Here is a 16,078-nt window from a genome sequence, read left to right as displayed (position 1 = left end):
TGCCTTTTCTTCCGGCGCCGCGTCGATCGCGTCATACGCCTTGAACTCGCCACCGAAGCGCTCTGCACCCACCTTGGTCAGCGCAGCCGTCAGCGTCGTCTTGCCGTGGTCCACGTGACCAATCGTGCCGACGTTGACGTGCGGCTTGGTGCGTTCGAATTTACCCTTTGCCATGACTTAAACCTCTAAAAGAACGGTATGTAGTGGAGGAAGAAGGCCTTATCAGGCCTTCTTCATGACCTGCTCAGCGATGTTGTTCGGCGCTTCAGCGTAGTGGTCGAACTCCATCGTGAAGGTGGCGCGACCCTGGGTCAGCGAGCGAATGGTCGTCGCGTAACCGAACATCTCGCCCAGCGGAACCATCGCGTTGATGGTCTTGCCCGACGGCGTGTCGTCCTGGCCCTGGAGCAGGCCGCGACGGCGGCTCAGGTCGCCCATGACGTCACCGACGTAGTCTTCCGGCGTCACCACCTCGACCTTCATGATCGGCTCGAGCAGCACCGGCGACGCCTTGGCGAAGCCCTGCTTGAACGCCATCGAAGCGGCGAGCTTGAACGCCATTTCGGACGAGTCGACGTCGTGGTACGAACCGAACACCAGCTTCACCTTCACGCCGACGACCGGGAAGCCAGCCAGCGGACCGCTGGTGATGGTTTCGCGCAGGCCCTTTTCGACGGACGGAATGAATTCCTTCGGAATCACGCCACCGGTGATGTCGTTGATGAACAGGAAATCGTCCTTGACGGCATCGCTCTTGCGCTCTTCTTCGGTCATCGGGGACAGCTCGATCACCACGTGACCGTACTGACCCTTACCACCCGACTGCTTGGCGTGCTTGTAGTCCGACTTGACGTCCGAGGTGCGGATCGTTTCGCGGTAGGCCACCTGCGGCTTGCCGACATTGGCCTCCACGTTGAACTCGCGCTTCATGCGGTCCACGAGGATGTCCAGGTGCAGCTCGCCCATGCCCGAGATGATGGTCTGGCCGGATTCCTCGTCCGTACGCACACGGAAGGACGGATCTTCGGCAGCCAGGCGACCCAGCGCGATACCCATCTTTTCCTGGTCGGACTTGGTCTTCGGCTCGACCGCCATCGAGATCACCGGCTCCGGGAACGTCATGCGCTCCAGGGTGATGATGTGATCCTGCGAGCACAGCGTGTCACCGGTCGTCACGTCCTTCAGGCCGACCGCTGCGGCGATATCGCCAGCGCGGACTTCCTTGATTTCCTGACGCTCGTTCGCGTGCATCTGCAGGATGCGGCCGATGCGCTCCTTCTTGGACTTGACCGGGTTGTACACCTGGTCACCGGCGTTCAGCGTGCCCGAGTAGACGCGGAAGAACGTGAGCGAGCCGACGAACGGATCGGTCATGATCTTGAACGCCAACGCGGAGAACGGCGCCGAGTCGTCAGCCGAACGGGTCGCTTCCTTCTCGTCGTCGTCCACGCCCTGCACGGGCGGACGATCGATCGGCGACGGCAGCAGGTTCACCACGGCATCGAGCATGGCCTGCACGCCCTTGTTCTTGAACGCCGTGCCGCAGAAGACCGGGATGATCTCGCTGGACAGGGTGCGCGAACGCAGGCCGCCGATGATCTCTTCCTCGGAGAGGTCGCCCTCTTCCAGGTACTTGTTCATCAGCTCTTCGGAGGCTTCGGCAGCCGACTCGACCATGTACGAACGGGCTTCGGCAGCCTTGTCCTTCAGGTTGGCCGGGATGTCCTGGTACTCGAACTTCATGCCCTGGGATTCCATGTCCCAGATGATGGACTTCATCTTGAGCAGGTCGACCACGCCCTCGAAGTTGTCCTCGGCGCCGATCGGCACCTGCATCGGAACCGGGTTGGCGCCCAGGCGAGCCTTCAGCTGGTCCACGACCTTGTAGAAGTTCGCGCCAGTGCGGTCCATCTTGTTGACGAACGCAAGGCGCGGCACCTTGTACTTGTTGGCCTGGCGCCACACGGTTTCAGACTGCGGCTGCACGCCACCCACGGCGCAGAGCACGAACACCGCGCCGTCAAGCACGCGCAGCGAACGCTCCACCTCGATGGTGAAGTCCACGTGGCCTGGGGTGTCGATGATGTTGAAGCGGTGCTCGGGCAAGGAACGATCCATGCCCTTCCAGAACGCCGTCGTTGCCGCCGACGTAATGGTGATGCCGCGCTCCTGCTCCTGCTCCATCCAGTCCATCGTTGCGGCACCGTCATGCACCTCGCCAATCTTGTGACTGACGCCGGTGTAGAACAGGATGCGCTCCGTGGTGGTGGTCTTGCCGGCATCGATGTGAGCCATGATGCCGAAGTTGCGGTAGCGCTCGATGGGAGTGGTGCGTGCCACGGTCTTAACCTCTGAAAGTTCTAGCTGTACTGCTTACCAGCGGTAATGCGAGAAGGCCTTGTTGGCCTCCGCCATGCGGTGCGTCTCTTCGCGCTTCTTGATCGCGCCACCGCGATTCTCCGAAGCCTCGAGCAGCTCGGCGGCCAGCTTGCGCGGCATCGAGGTCTCGCCACGCTTGCGGGCGGAGTCGATGGCCCAGCGCATGGCCAGCGCCATACGGCGACCCGGACGCACTTCGACCGGCACCTGGTAGGTGGCGCCGCCGACACGACGGGACTTCACCTCGACCGCCGGGGCGATGTTGTTCAGCGCCTTTTCGACGAGCTGGACCGGCTCGGCGTTCTTTTCGCCCAGATGGGCCAGGGCACCGTAGACGATGCTCTCGGCGACCGACTTCTTGCCGCTCTTCATCACCATGTTGATGAAACGAGCGATCAGCTGGCTGCCGTGCTTGGGATCCGGCAGGATCAGACGGGCGGGATGTGAACCTTTACGCGACATAGTTAATTCCTAAAGATCAGGACTTCGGGCGCTTGGCGCCGTACTTGGAGCGCGACTGACGGCGCTTGGTGACGCCGGCGCAGTCGAGACTGCCGCGCACCGTGTGGTAACGCACACCCGGCAGATCCTTGACGCGACCGCCGCGGATCAGGACCACGGAGTGCTCCTGCAGGTTGTGACCTTCGCCACCGATGTAGCTGATCACTTCGTAACCGTTCGTCAGGCGCACCTTGGCGACCTTACGGAGGGCCGAGTTCGGCTTCTTCGGGGTGGTGGTGTAGACGCGCGTGCAAACGCCGCGACGCTGCGGGCTGTTCTGCAAAGCCGGCGAAGCACTCTTGTAGGTCTTCGGGCTGCGGGATTTGCGAACCAACTGGTTGACTGTCGTCATTGAAGCTGTTCCTGAGAAACATAAAGGCAGACCGAACCGGCTCGGTCTGCCAAGAAGCGGGAATTTAACATGGGCAGCCTGTCACAGACAAGCTGACGCCCTGCCGTCCATAGCCCGAACACGAGGCGCCATCCATGCGCCTCATTTCGTATGTCAGCGAGTAGAACCCGTGAGGGGCTTACTCCACACCAATGTCGCTACCGGTGGTGGCTTCCGCGAAAGAAGCCGACGAAGCGGAGCCGGAGAGGGTTTCAAGCTCCGAGGCGGTCAGACCGCCCTGGCGATGACGCGACGCGTGATACGCCAGACCCGTACCTGCCGGAATGAGACGGCCGACAATAACATTTTCCTTCAGGCCACGCAAGGTGTCGCGCGTTCCGCGGACCGCGGCTTCCGTCAGCACTCGGGTGGTTTCCTGGAAGGAAGCCGCCGAGATGAAGGATTCCGTGGCCAGCGAGGCCTTGGTGATACCCAGCAGCACCGACTGGAATTCCGCCGGACGCTCGCCACGCTTGACGGCACGCTCGTTCTCCGCGTTGATGCGGACACGCTCGACCTGCTCACCGCGCAGGTAGTGGCTGTCGCCCGGTTCGGTGATCTCAACCTTGCGCAGCATCTGGCGGATGATCGCCTCGATGTGCTTGTCGTTGATCTTCACGCCCTGCAGGCGGTAGACGTCCTGGATTTCCTTGACCAGGTACGAAGCCAGCGGCTCGACACCCAGCAGGCGCAGGATGTCGTGCGGACTGGGCTCGCCGTCCACGATGGTTTCGCCCTTCTCCACGTGCTCGCCTTCGAACACGATGACCTGACGCCACTTGGGAATCAGCTCCTCGTGCTCGTTGCCGTCCACGTCCTTGATGATCAGGCGCTGCTTGCCCTTGGTGTCCTTGCCGAAGCTGACCACACCCGAACGCTCGGCGAGGATCGCCGGTTCCTTCGGCTTGCGTGCCTCGAACAGGTCGGCCACGCGCGGCAGACCACCGGTGATGTCGCGGGTCTTCGACGTTTCCTGCGGGATACGGGCAACCACGTCACCCACGCCCACCTGCACGCCGTTCTGGATCGACACGATGGCGCCGGCCGGGAGCATGTACTGCGCCGGCACGTCGGTGCCCGGCAGCTTCAGCTCGCGACCCTTGGCATCTTCCAGGCGCACGATCGGGCGCAGATCCTTGGCGGCCGTGCCACGGCGCTTCGGATCGGTCACCACCGCCGACTCCAGGCCGGTGAGCTCGTCGGTCTGGCTCTGCACGGTGACGCCATCGATGAAGTCGATGAAGCGCACGGTACCGGCCACTTCCGACACGATCGGATGGGTATGCGGATCCCAGTTGGCCACGGCCTGGCCGGCCTTGACCGGATCGCCGTCCTTGACCGCGATGGTGGCGCCGTAAGGCACCTTGTAGCGCTCGCGCTCACGGCCGTTGGCGTCGATGACGCTCACTTCGCCCGAACGCGACACCGCCACCAGGTGGCCCTGCGAGTGCTGCACGGTCTTGAGGTTGTTGAACTTCAGCGTACCGGTGGTCTTCACCGTCACGTTGTCCACCGCAGCCGCACGAGACGCCGCACCACCGATGTGGAACGTACGCATGGTCAGCTGGGTGCCCGGCTCACCGATCGACTGCGCAGCCACCACACCCACGGCTTCACCCATGTTCACCAGGTGGCCACGGGCCAGGTCACGGCCGTAGCACAGCGCGCACACGCCATGATCGGCGGCGCAGGTGATGGGCGAACGCACCTTGATCGACTGCACGCCGGCCTTGTCGAGCTTCTCGACCAGGGCTTCGTCCAGCAGGGTGTCGCGCGTGACGATCGGCTCGTTGTCTTCGCCCGGGCCATAGACGTCTTCCAGCGCCACGCGGCCCAGCACGCGATCGCGCAAGGGCTCGACCACGTCGCCGCCTTCCACGATCGGCTGCATGGTCACGCCTTCGTCCGTACCGCAATCGGACAGGGTGATCACCACGTCCTGCGCCACGTCGACGAGACGACGGGTCAGGTAACCGGAGTTCGCGGTCTTCAGCGCCGTATCCGCCAGGCCCTTACGGGCACCGTGGGTGGAGTTGAAGTACTGCAGAACGTTCAGGCCTTCGCGGAAGTTCGCCTTGATGGGCGTCTCGATGATCGAGCCGTCCGGACGGGCCATCAGGCCGCGCATACCGGCCAGCTGGCGGATCTGGGCGACCGAACCACGAGCACCCGAGTCGGCCATGATGTACAGCGAGTTCATGGACTTCTGGTTGACCGTCTTGCCCTCGGCATCGGTCACCTTCTCGGTGCCGATACCATCGATCATGGCCTTGGCGACCAGTTCGTTGGTGCGCGACCAGATGTCGACGACCTTGTTGTAGCGCTCGCCGGCGGTCACGAGACCCGACTGGTACTGCTCCTGGATCTCGACGACTTCCTTCTCGGCTTCTTCCAGGATCGGCTTCTTCTCGGCCGGGATGATCATGTCATCGATGCCGATGGAGATACCCGCACGCGTGGCGAAGCGGAAACCGGTGTACATCAGCTGGTCGCCGAAGATCACGGTTTCCTTCAGGCCCAGGCGGCGGTAGCACTGGTTGATCAGGCGCGAGATGTTCTTCTTGGTCAGCTCGGTGTTGGCCAGCGCGAACGGCAGGCCCTCCGGCATGATCTCGAGCAGCAGCGCGCGGCCCACGGTGGTTTCCACCAGCTGGGTCTGCTCGGTGCGGTTGCCCTCTTCGTCGATCTGCACCTGGTTGATGCGGACCTTGACCTTGGCGTGCAGCTGCACGGCACGGTTGTCGTAGGCGCGGCGCACTTCGCCGATGCCCGAGAACACCATGCCATTGCCCTTGGCGTTCACCAGCTCGCGGGTCATGTAGTACAGGCCCAGCACCACGTCCTGGGTCGGCACGATGATCGGCTCGCCGTTGGCGGGCGACAGGATGTTGTTGGTCGCCATCATCAGGGCGCGCGCTTCGAGCTGCGCCTCGATCGACAGCGGCACGTGCACGGCCATCTGGTCACCGTCGAAGTCCGCGTTGAACGCGGTGCACACGAGCGGATGCAGCTGGATGGCCTTGCCTTCGATCAGCTTCGGCTCGAACGCCTGGATGCCCAGACGGTGCAGCGTCGGCGCGCGGTTGAGCATCACGGGATGCTCGCGGATCACCTCTTCGAGGATGTCCCACACCTGGCCTTCCTCGCGCTCGACGAGCTTCTTGGCGGCCTTGATGGTGGTGGCTTCGCCGCGGGCCTGCAGCTTGGCGAAGATGAAGGGCTTGAACAGCTCGAGCGCCATCTTCTTCGGCAGGCCGCACTGGTGCAGGCGCAGGGTCGGCCCCACCACGATCACCGAACGACCGGAGTAGTCCACGCGCTTGCCGAGCAGGTTCTGGCGGAAGCGGCCCTGCTTGCCCTTGATCATGTCGGCCAGCGACTTCAGCGCGCGCTTGTTCGTGCCGGTGATGGCACGGCCGCGGCGGCCGTTGTCGAGCAGCGCGTCGACCGATTCCTGCAGCATGCGCTTCTCGTTGCGCACGATGATATCGGGCGCATTGAGTTCGAGCAGGCGACGCAGGCGGTTGTTGCGGTTGATGACGCGGCGGTACAGGTCGTTGAGGTCGGACGTGGCGAAGCGGCCGCCGTCCAGCGGCACCAGCGGACGCAGGTCCGGCGGCAGCACCGGCAGCACGGTCAGCACCATCCATTCCGGACGGTTGCCCGACTCCAGGAACGCCTCGATCAGCTTCACGCGCTTGGTGAGGCGCTTGAGCTTGGTCTCGGAGTTGGTGGAGGCGATTTCTTCCTTCAGGCGCACGACCTCGCCCGGGAGATCCAGGGACTTGAGCAACTCGTAGACGGCCTCGGCGCCCATGCGGGCGTCGAACTCGTCACCGTGCTCTTCCACGGCTTCCAGGTACTGGTCTTCGCTGAGCAGCTGGCCGCGCTCGAGCGCGGTCAGGCCCGGATCGATCACGACGAAGGCTTCGAAGTACAGGATGCGCTCGATGTCGCGCAGGGTCATGTCCAGCATCAGGCCGATGCGCGAGGGCAGCGACTTGAGGAACCAGATGTGCGCGGTGGGGCTGGCGAGCTCGATGTGGCCCATGCGCTCGCGGCGCACCTTGGCCAGCGTCACTTCCGTGCCGCACTTCTCGCACACCACGCCGCGGTGCTTCATGCGCTTGTACTTGCCGCACAGGCACTCGTAGTCCTTCACGGGACCGAAGATGGCGGCGCAGAACAGGCCGTCACGCTCGGGCTTGAAGGTGCGGTAGTTGATCGTCTCCGGCTTCTTCACCTCGCCGTATGACCACGAGCGGATCAGCTCCGGCGAAGCCAGAGCGATCTTGATCGCATCGAAGTCAGGCGCGGTGCGCTGCTGGTTGAACAGATTGAGCAAGTCTTTCATGGATGTCTCCGAAGATCGGGAATAGGGAATGGAGAATCGGTAGCCGGGAGAACGAGGAACGGAGGTTCGCTCCTCGTCTCCGCCTCAACTCACTTCACTTCTTCCAGATCAATATCGATACCGAGCGAGCGGATTTCCTTCACCAACACGTTGAAGGATTCCGGCATGCCCGCCGCCATCTCGTGGTTGCCGTCGACAATGTTCTTGTACATCTGGTTGCGGCCCTGCACGTCGTCGGACTTCACCGTCAGCATTTCCTGCAGGGTGTAAGCCGCGCCGTAGGCTTCCAGCGCCCAGACTTCCATTTCACCGAAGCGCTGGCCGCCGAACTGCGCCTTGCCGCCCAGCGGCTGCTGGGTGACGAGCGAGTACGGACCGGTCGAACGCGCGTGCATCTTGTCGTCGACCAGGTGGTTGAGCTTCAGGTAGTGCATGTAGCCCACGGTGACCGGGCGATCGAACGCCTCGCCGGTGCGGCCGTCGTACAGCGTGGTCTGGCCCGACTCCGGCAGATCGGCAAGCTTGAGCATCGCCTTGATCTCGGTTTCCTCGGCGCCGTCGAACACCGGGGTGGCCATCGGCACGCCTTCCTGCAGGTTGTTGGCCAGCGCGAGGATTTCCTCGTCGGTCAACGACTTCAGGTCGACATGCTGCACGGCGCCCGCGACGTGGTGGTTGTACACCTGGTCGAGGAACTCGCGGATCTGCGCCACCTTGGCCTGCGCCTCGAGCATCTTCTGGATCTTCTTGCCCAGGCCCTTCGCGGCCCAGCCAAGATGCACTTCCAGAATCTGGCCGATGTTCATACGCGACGGCACGCCCAGCGGGTTCAGCACGATGTCGACCGAGGTACCGTCTTCGGAGAACGGCATGTCCTCCACCGGCACCACGTTGGACACCACACCCTTGTTACCGTGGCGGCCGGCCATCTTGTCGCCCGGCTGGATGCGGCGCTTCACGGCCAGGAACACCTTGACCATCTTGAGCACGCCCGGAGCGAGGTCGTCACCCTGGGTGATCTTGCCCTGCTTCTCCTTGAAGCGCTTGTCGAACTCTTCCTTGTGGCGCTTGATCTGATCGGCGGCGCGCTCGAGGAACTCGGTGACGTCCTCTTCCTTGACGTTGATCTTGAACCAGTCGTCCTTCTTCAGGCCGTCGAGGTAGGCATCGGTGATTTCCGCACCGCGCTTCAATCCGCCCGGGCCGCTCATCGCGGTCTTGCCGACGAGTTGCAGGCGCATACGGTTGTAGATCGCGCCCTCGAGGATGCGGAACTGGTCATCAAGGTCCTTGCGGATCCGCTTGATTTCCATTTCCTCGATCTGGCGCGCGCGCTTGTCCTTCTCGATGCCGTCGCGGGTGAAGACCTGCACGTCGATGACGGTACCGTCCATGCCCGGCGGCACGCGCAGCGAGCTGTCCTTCACGTCCGAGGCCTTTTCGCCGAAGATCGCGCGCAGCAGCTTCTCTTCCGGCGTCAGCTGGCTCTCGCCCTTGGGCGTGACCTTGCCGACCATGATGTCGCCGGCCTTCACTTCCGCACCGATGTACACGATGCCGGACTCGTCGAGGCGGGCCAGCGCCTGCTCACCCACGTTCGGGATGTCGGCGGTGATCTCCTCGGCGCCCAGCTTGGTATCGCGCGCGATGCAGGACAGCTCCTCGATGTGGATCGAGGTGTAGCGGTCTTCCTGCACGACGCGCTCGGAGAGCAGGATCGAGTCTTCGAAGTTGTAGCCGTTCCACGGCATGAAGGCGATCAGCATGTTCTGGCCGAGCGCGAGCTCGCCCAGGTCGGTCGACGAACCGTCGGCCAGCGTGTCGCCCTTTGCCACCACGTCACCCACGTTCACCAGCGGGCGCTGGTTGAGGTTGGTGTTCTGGTTGGAACGGGTGTACTTGGTCAGCGTGTAGATATCGACGCCGGCGTCGTTGTCGCCGACCTCTTCCTCGTTCACGCGCACCACGATACGGCCGGCGTCGACCTGGTCGATCACGCCGCCGCGCTTGGCGGTGACGATGACGCCCGAGTCACGCGCCACGGCGCGCTCGATGCCAGTACCCACCAGCGGGGTCTGCGAACGCAGGGTCGGCACGGCCTGGCGCTGCATGTTCGCGCCCATCAGTGCGCGGTTCGCGTCGTCGTGCTCCAGGAACGGCACGAGCGCCGCGGCGACCGACACGGTCTGCATCGGCGAGACGTCCATGTAGTCGACTTCAGCCGCCGGACGCAGCTCGGACTCGCCACGGAAACGGCAGGACACGAAGTCTTCGATGAAGGCGCCATCCTTCAGCGGCGAGTTCGCCTGCGCGATGACGTGGTCGCCTTCCTCGATCGCCGAAAGGTAATCCACCTGGTCGGTGACCTTGCCGCCCACGACCTTGCGGTACGGCGTCTCGAGGAAGCCATACGTGTTGGTGCGGGCGTACACGGCCAGCGAGTTGATCAGGCCGATGTTCGGACCTTCCGGCGTTTCGATGGTGCAGACGCGGCCGTAATGGGTCGGATGCACGTCGCGCACTTCGAAGCCGGCGCGCTCGCGGGTCAGGCCGCCCGGGCCCAGGGCCGAGACGCGACGCTTGTGCGTCACTTCCGACAGCGGGTTGTTCTGGTCCATGAACTGCGAGAGCTGCGACGAACCGAAGAACTCCTTCACGGCCGCCGCGACCGGCTTGGCGTTGATGAGTTCCTGCGGGGTGAGACCCTCGGACTCGGCCAGCGACAGGCGCTCGCGCACGGCGCGCTCGACGCGCACCAGGCCGATGCGGAAGGTGTTCTCCGCCATTTCACCGACCGAGCGCACGCGGCGGTTGCCCAGGTGGTCGATATCGTCGACGGTGCCATGACCGTTCTTGATGTCGATGAGCACCTTGAGCACGTCGAGGATGTCGGAGCGGTCGCCCTGCGAGGCGACGAGCGCCTGGGCTTCCTCTTCCTTGCGGTCGGCGAAGTACTTCTTGTCGTACAGCACGCCCGGACCGACGATCTCCTGACGGCCCACGCGGCGGTTGAACTTCATGCGACCCACGGCCGACAGGTCGTAGCGGTCGAAGGTGAAGAACAGGTTGTAGAACAGGTTCTGCGCGGCGTCCTTCGTCGGCGGCTCGCCCGGGCGCATCATGCGGTAGATTTCCACCAGCGCCTCGAGCTGCGTCTTGGTGTTGTCGATGCGCAGGGTGTGCGAGATGTACGCGCCACGATCGAGATCGTTCACGTACAGGGTCGGCACGACCTCGATGCCCGCCTTGCGGAAGTTCTCGAGCTGCTCGGCCGAGATCTCGTCGTTGGCCTGGGCCAGCAGTTCGCCGGTCTTGGGATCGACCACGTCGATGGCGAGGATGCGGCCGACCGGGTAGTCGTCCGGCACTTCCAGCGCGGTGATGTTCTCGGCGGCGAGCTGGCGCACGTGACGCGCGGTGATGCGCTTGCCGGCTTCCACCAGCACCTTGTCACCGATGGTCAGGTCGAAGGTCAGCGTTTCGCCGCGCAGGCGCTCGGCGACGAGCTCCAGCGTGGTGCCGCCCTTCTTGCCCAGGTGGAACACGTTGTGCTCGAAGAACGTATCGAGCATCTCGACGTTGTTGTAGCCGAGCGCGCGCAGCAGCACGGTCACCGGCAGCTTGCGGCGACGGTCGATACGGGTGAACAGCGCGTCCTTCGGGTCGAACTCGAAGTCGAGCCACGAACCACGGTAAGGAATCACGCGGGCGGAGAACAGCAGCTTGCCCGAGCTGTGCGTCTTGCCGCGGTCGTGGTCGAAGAACACGCCCGGCGAACGATGCAGCTGCGAGACGATGACGCGCTCGGTGCCGTTGATGATGAAGGTGCCGGTCTCGGTCATGAGCGGAATTTCGCCCATGTAGACTTCCTGCTCCTTCACGTACTTCACGGCCTTCTTGGATGCCGGGCTGTCCTTGTCGTAGATGACAAGGCGCACGGTGACGCGCAGCGGCGCGCCGAAGGTCATGCCGCGGTTGCGGCACTCGCGTTCGTCGAAGGGCGGCTCGCCCAGGCGATAGTCGACATACTCAAGCGCGGCATTGCCCGAATAGCTCACGATCGGGAACACCGACTTCAGCGCGGCGTGGAGACCCTTGTCGTCGCGGGCCTTGGGAGCGACATGCTCCTGCAGGAACTCGCGATAGGAATCGGTCTGGATGGTCAGCAGGTTCGGCACGCCCAATACGGGTGGACGCTTGCCGAAATCCTTGCGGATGCGCTTCTTCTCGGTAAACGAGTAGGTCATGGTGGGTACCGCCTCGGTTCGCAGTGACGCCGGTGGTGCACACACCGGCTGAATTGTGAAAGCTGTGTCTGCGGTCGACCGGCAGGTTGTGCTGCCCTGCCCGTCGATGCGTCAAAAAGACAAGAGTCAAAGGTCGGCGATGGTCTGCGGACCCTTCAGTGCTGTCTTCCCGACGCGTAAAACACGAACCAAACATGATGACGCTTTGTCGTTACAGGCCGCACCGCGCGATGCAACCCCTTGCAACAGGCAAAGCCCGGGGGCTTCCGCCCCCAGGCTTGGCTTGACGCTAGATCAAACTGACGGCGCGCAAGAGCGCCAATTACTTCAGTTCGACCGTGGCGCCGGCAGCTTCGAGGTCCTTCTTGAACTTCGCAGCGTCTTCCTTCGAAGCGGCTTCCTTCACGACGCCACCGGCCTCGGTCAGGTCCTTCGCTTCCTTCAGGCCCAGGCCCGTGATGGCGCGGACGGCCTTGATCACGTCGACCTTCTTGTCGCCGGCGCTCTTCAGGATGACGTCGAATTCGGTCTGCTCTTCAGCAGCCGGGCCGGCAGCGGCCGGGCCAGCGGCAACCATCACCGGGGCGGCGGCGGTCACGCCAAACTTCTCTTCGATGGCCTTCACCAGCTCCATCACTTCCATGAGCGACTTGGCGGCAACGGCTTCAACGATCTGTTCGTTGGTCAGGGACATTTTCATTTACCTCTGGAAATTGATTCGATGTAAGTAGACGGCGAACTTAGGCGGGTTCGACTTCAGCCGGGGCCTCGGCGGCGACTTCGCCACCACCCTGCTTGTCGGCCACGGCCTTGACGACGCGGGCGAACATGGTGGCCGGCTCGGCCAGCACACGTGCCAGCATGGCCAGGGCCTGTTCGCGGGTCGGCAGCGAGGCCAGCACTTCCACGTGCGCGGCAGGCAGCAACTTGCCTTCCACCGACACGAGACGCGCCTTCAGCTTGTCGTTGCCCTTGGCGAATTCCTTGATCAGGCGACCGGCAGCGCCGGGCTCCTCCATCGAGAACGCGTACAGCAGCGGACCGGTCAGGGCGTCCTTGACGACCTCGAACTCGGTACCTGCCACGGCGCGCGAAGCCAGCGTGTTCTTGACAACCTTCAGGAACACGGCCGACTCACGGGCCTTCTTGCGCATCGCGGTCATCTGTTCGACCGTGATGCCCGCATACTCGACTGCGACCAAGGAGTGTGCCTTCGCAGCGACTTCTGCCAGCTCGGCGACTACTTCTTGCTTCTGCGAGAGATTCAGAGCCATTTTTCACTCCTCTTATGAACTCCGCTTACGGCTCCTGCCGCTTGCGGTCCTGAGCGACGCCATCCGTGACGTCGGGGACACGGAATGTCCCGGGTGGTGGCCTTTCCAGAACGGGTGAAACAATTCCAGAAGGGGCAGCACCATCTACGCAGGCCAGATTCGCGGGGAATCCGATTAAGCGAACCCGCTAGCCACGACGGCGGTTCCTTGCCAACACGAGCTCCCTGCTCGTCGTCGTGACGCGCTGATCGCGCCTGCGGTCTTTGACGGCGACTCCGGCTTCCGCCGGGGCCTGCCTTCAAAAACGTGCCCGCACCGGCTTGAGCCGATGCGGGACTTCAACACTTACTTGGTCGATACCGACAGCGTCGATGCGTCGACCGGAACGCCAACGCCCATGGTGGACGACAGCGCGATCTTCTGCAGGTACTGACCCTTGGCCGTGGCCGGCTTGGCCTTCAGCAGGTCGTTGACCAGTGCATTGAGGTTGTCAGCCAGCTGCGAGGCCTCGAACGTGGCCTTGCCGATGGTGGCGTGGATGATGCCCGCCTTGTCGTTGCGGAACTTCACCTGGCCGGCCTTGGCGTTCTTCACGGCCGTGGCGACGTCGGCGGTAACCGAGCCGTCCTTCGGGTTCGGCATCAGGCCACGGGGGCCGAGCAGCTGACCGAGCTTGCCGACCACGCGCATCGCGTCCGGCGTGGCGATCACGCGACCGAAGTCGAGTTCGCCAGCCTGCATGCGCTCGGCCAGGTCGTCCATGCCGACGGCGTCGGCGCCGGCGGCCTTGGCGGCCTCGGCCTTCTCACCAGCCGGCACGAACACGGCGACCTTGACGGTCTTGCCGGTGCCATGCGGCAGCAGCGACGAACCACGCACGCCCTGGTCGGACTTCTTGGCGTCGATGCCGAGACGGACGGCGACGTCCACGGACTCGGAGAACTTGGCCTTGGCGTTGTTCTTGACGATGTTCAGGGCTTCTTCCAGGCCATAGAGCTTGCCCGGCTGCACAGCGGCCTGGGCCGCCTTCATACGCTTCGTGATCTTTGCCATGTCTTAGCCCTCCACCACCAGGCCCATGCTGCGCGCGCTACCGGCAATGGTGCGCACCGCGGCGTCCAGATCAGCAGCCGTGAGATCCGGCTCCTTCTGCTTCGCAACGTCTTCCAGCTGCTTGCGGGTGATCTTGCCGACCTTGTCGGTGTTCGGCTTGGACGAACCCTTGGCGACGCCCGTGACCTTCTTGATCAGGACGGTGGCCGGCGGGGTCTTCGTGATGAAGGTGAAGCTACGGTCGGAGTACGCCGTGATGATCACGGGGATCGGGAGACCCGGCTCCATCTTCTGCGTGGCGGCATTGAACGCCTTGCAGAATTCCATGATGTTCAGGCCGCGCTGACCGAGGGCGGGGCCCACCGGCGGCGACGGGTTGGCCTGACCGGCCTTGACCTGCAGCTTGATGTAACCAACTACTTTCTTTGCCATTGGATTTTCCTCGCGAGTTCAAGCGCCTTGCGGCTCCTCGCAGTGTTGTCGTTCCCTGAGGGAGGAAGGCCCGCCGTCCCGCGAACCCTGAAAACACGGACACGCCGGGCCAAAAGGCCCCAGCGTGAACCGCGCAGTATAGAGACTGATCAAATTTTAAGCAAGCCCCGTGCCGGGGCCGCCGTCAGGCCTTCTCGACCTGGCCAAACTCCAGCTCGACCGGGGTCGAGCGGCCGAAGATCAGCACCGCGACGCGCAGGCGACTCTTCTCGTAGTTGACTTCCTCGACCACGCCGTTGAAGTCGTTGAACGGGCCATCGATGACGCGGACCATCTCGCCCGGCTCGAACAGCACCTTGGGCTTGGGCTTCTCGACGCCTTCACGGACGCGGCTCAGGATGGCATCGGCCTCGGAATCGCGGATCGGCAGCGGGCGGTCGGCGGTACCGCCGATGAAACCCATGACCTTCGGGGTTTCCTTGACCAGATGCCAGCATTCGTCGTCGATGCGCGGCGCCTTGCCCTCGGTATCCGTCTCGATCTGCACGAGAACGTAACCCGGGAAGAACTTGCGCTCGCTGCGGCGCTTCTGGCCGCTGCGCATCTCGATGACCTCTTCGGTCGGCACCAGCACTTCGCCGAACTTTTCTTCCATGCCGGCGCGGCGAATCCGCTCGTCCAGCGAGCGCTTCACCTGGTTCTCGAAGCCCGAATAGGCGTGCACCACATACCAACGCTTGCTCATGCCATCACCTCACGTACCGAGCTTGAGCAGCCAGTCGAGCACGACCGACTTCAGGATCAGATCGATCAGGCCCAGCAGCAGCGACAGAACGATGACCACGACCATGATGATGCCGGTGGTCTTGAGGGTTTCGTCGCGAGTGGGCCAGACCACCTTGCGCATTTCGAACTGCGACTCGCCGAGGAAGCTGCGCACGCGGCGACCCGGGGCCGTGAAGGCTCCGATGGCCAGCGCGGCCACCAGCGCAACGAGCACGCCGAGCAGGCGCACCGACTGCGGGATGGAGCCGTCGGCGCCGAACCACGAATACGCAAAAATGCCGGCAGCCAGCACCAGCACGGCCAGCACCAGCTTGGCGATATCGGCGCCGCTGGCGCCCTTGGTCGGTTCGGCCTTCGTATTCATGCGACAGGATCGGATGACAGAGGCATCGACCGGGTTACGGTCCGTATGCCATCCACCATCCGTCGTGGGTCCTCGGGAAGATGGCACGCCAGGAGGGACTCGAACCCCCAACCTGCGGTTTTGGAGACCGCTGCTCTGCCAATTGAGCTACTGGCGTATGGAAACAGGAAAGCCGCTCGCTTCGCTTCGCTGTAAAGTCGCGCCCTTGGCGCCGTAAACAGTGACAAAGACAGGGTCATGCCCTCGCTCCTCACTATTTACCATTTACAGCCCGCGCAGCGGGCGACTCCCCACTTT

General features: G+C 63.6%; 12 protein-coding genes and 1 tRNA gene. All 13 read right to left on the bottom strand.

The window, feature by feature from the left end; genetic code table 11:
* Positions 1-174: GTP-binding protein (locus tag JMF82_RS19755; RefSeq protein ID WP_236585397.1), on the bottom strand; the 174-nt coding region annotated here is incomplete at its 3' end.
* 48 nt (positions 175-222) lie between these two features.
* Entirely contained in the window at positions 223-2,340 is a 2,118-nt protein-coding gene (fusA, locus tag JMF82_RS19750; RefSeq protein ID WP_201316239.1) for an elongation factor G, read from the bottom strand.
* A gap of 33 nt (positions 2,341-2,373) precedes the next feature.
* Complete coding sequence (rpsG, locus tag JMF82_RS19745) at positions 2,374-2,841, bottom strand: 30S ribosomal protein S7 (RefSeq protein ID WP_102305037.1); 468 nt, start codon at positions 2,839-2,841, stop codon at positions 2,374-2,376.
* Between the two features lie 16 nt (positions 2,842-2,857).
* On the bottom strand, positions 2,858-3,232 hold the full coding sequence (gene rpsL, locus JMF82_RS19740) for a 30S ribosomal protein S12 (protein WP_019464011.1): 375 nt from the start codon (positions 3,230-3,232) through the stop codon (positions 2,858-2,860).
* Positions 3,233-3,410: 178 nt separating this feature from the next.
* Positions 3,411-7,625 carry a DNA-directed RNA polymerase subunit beta' gene (gene rpoC, locus JMF82_RS19735; protein WP_201316238.1) on the bottom strand — a complete coding sequence of 1,405 codons (4,215 nt, stop codon included), beginning with the start codon at positions 7,623-7,625 and terminating at the stop codon, positions 3,411-3,413.
* 89 nt (positions 7,626-7,714) lie between these two features.
* Positions 7,715-11,872, bottom strand: coding sequence for a DNA-directed RNA polymerase subunit beta (rpoB, locus tag JMF82_RS19730; protein WP_201316237.1), 4,158 nt, complete (start codon positions 11,870-11,872; stop codon positions 7,715-7,717).
* 322 nt (positions 11,873-12,194) lie between these two features.
* Positions 12,195-12,566, bottom strand: coding sequence for a 50S ribosomal protein L7/L12 (gene rplL / locus JMF82_RS19725; protein ID WP_038620464.1), 372 nt, complete (start codon positions 12,564-12,566; stop codon positions 12,195-12,197).
* 46 nt (positions 12,567-12,612) lie between these two features.
* Positions 12,613-13,146 carry a 50S ribosomal protein L10 gene (rplJ, locus tag JMF82_RS19720; protein WP_201316236.1) on the bottom strand — a complete coding sequence of 178 codons (534 nt, stop codon included), beginning with the start codon at positions 13,144-13,146 and terminating at the stop codon, positions 12,613-12,615.
* A gap of 345 nt (positions 13,147-13,491) precedes the next feature.
* A complete protein-coding gene (gene rplA, locus JMF82_RS19715; protein WP_111981396.1) occupies positions 13,492-14,199 on the bottom strand; it encodes a 50S ribosomal protein L1 in 708 nt (235 codons plus the stop codon).
* 3 nt (positions 14,200-14,202) lie between these two features.
* Positions 14,203-14,631, bottom strand: coding sequence for a 50S ribosomal protein L11 (gene rplK / locus JMF82_RS19710; protein ID WP_019464005.1), 429 nt, complete (start codon positions 14,629-14,631; stop codon positions 14,203-14,205).
* A gap of 184 nt (positions 14,632-14,815) precedes the next feature.
* Positions 14,816-15,376 (bottom strand): transcription termination/antitermination protein NusG, encoded by a 561-nt coding sequence (gene nusG, locus JMF82_RS19705; RefSeq protein ID WP_111981395.1) that lies wholly within the window; start codon positions 15,374-15,376, stop codon positions 14,816-14,818.
* 9 nt (positions 15,377-15,385) lie between these two features.
* On the bottom strand, positions 15,386-15,781 hold the full coding sequence (secE, locus tag JMF82_RS19700; protein WP_111981394.1) for a preprotein translocase subunit SecE: 396 nt from the start codon (positions 15,779-15,781) through the stop codon (positions 15,386-15,388).
* Between the two features lie 81 nt (positions 15,782-15,862).
* Positions 15,863-15,938, bottom strand: a tRNA-Trp gene (locus tag JMF82_RS19695).
* Positions 15,939-16,078 lie beyond the last annotated feature (140 nt).

This window comes from Dyella sp. EPa41 (assembly GCF_016586165.1).
Classification (GTDB): domain Bacteria; phylum Pseudomonadota; class Gammaproteobacteria; order Xanthomonadales; family Rhodanobacteraceae; genus Dyella.
Note: the sequence above shows the minus strand (reverse complement) of the source record. Positions and strands in the feature narration are given on the sequence as shown.

Coding starts and splice junctions, on each gene's coding strand:
- rpsG (WP_102305037.1), bottom strand. CDS start 2,841: ATGTCGCGTAAAGGTTCACATCCCGCCCGTCTGATCCTGCCGGATCCC.
- rpsL (WP_019464011.1), bottom strand. CDS start 3,232: ATGACGACAGTCAACCAGTTGGTTCGCAAATCCCGCAGCCCGAAGACC.
- rpoC (WP_201316238.1), bottom strand. CDS start 7,625: ATGAAAGACTTGCTCAATCTGTTCAACCAGCAGCGCACCGCGCCTGAC.
- rpoB (WP_201316237.1), bottom strand. CDS start 11,872: ATGACCTACTCGTTTACCGAGAAGAAGCGCATCCGCAAGGATTTCGGC.
- rplL (WP_038620464.1), bottom strand. CDS start 12,566: ATGTCCCTGACCAACGAACAGATCGTTGAAGCCGTTGCCGCCAAGTCG.
- rplJ (WP_201316236.1), bottom strand. CDS start 13,146: ATGGCTCTGAATCTCTCGCAGAAGCAAGAAGTAGTCGCCGAGCTGGCA.
- rplA (WP_111981396.1), bottom strand. CDS start 14,199: ATGGCAAAGATCACGAAGCGTATGAAGGCGGCCCAGGCCGCTGTGCAG.
- rplK (WP_019464005.1), bottom strand. CDS start 14,631: ATGGCAAAGAAAGTAGTTGGTTACATCAAGCTGCAGGTCAAGGCCGGT.
- nusG (WP_111981395.1), bottom strand. CDS start 15,376: ATGAGCAAGCGTTGGTATGTGGTGCACGCCTATTCGGGCTTCGAGAAC.
- secE (WP_111981394.1), bottom strand. CDS start 15,781: ATGAATACGAAGGCCGAACCGACCAAGGGCGCCAGCGGCGCCGATATC.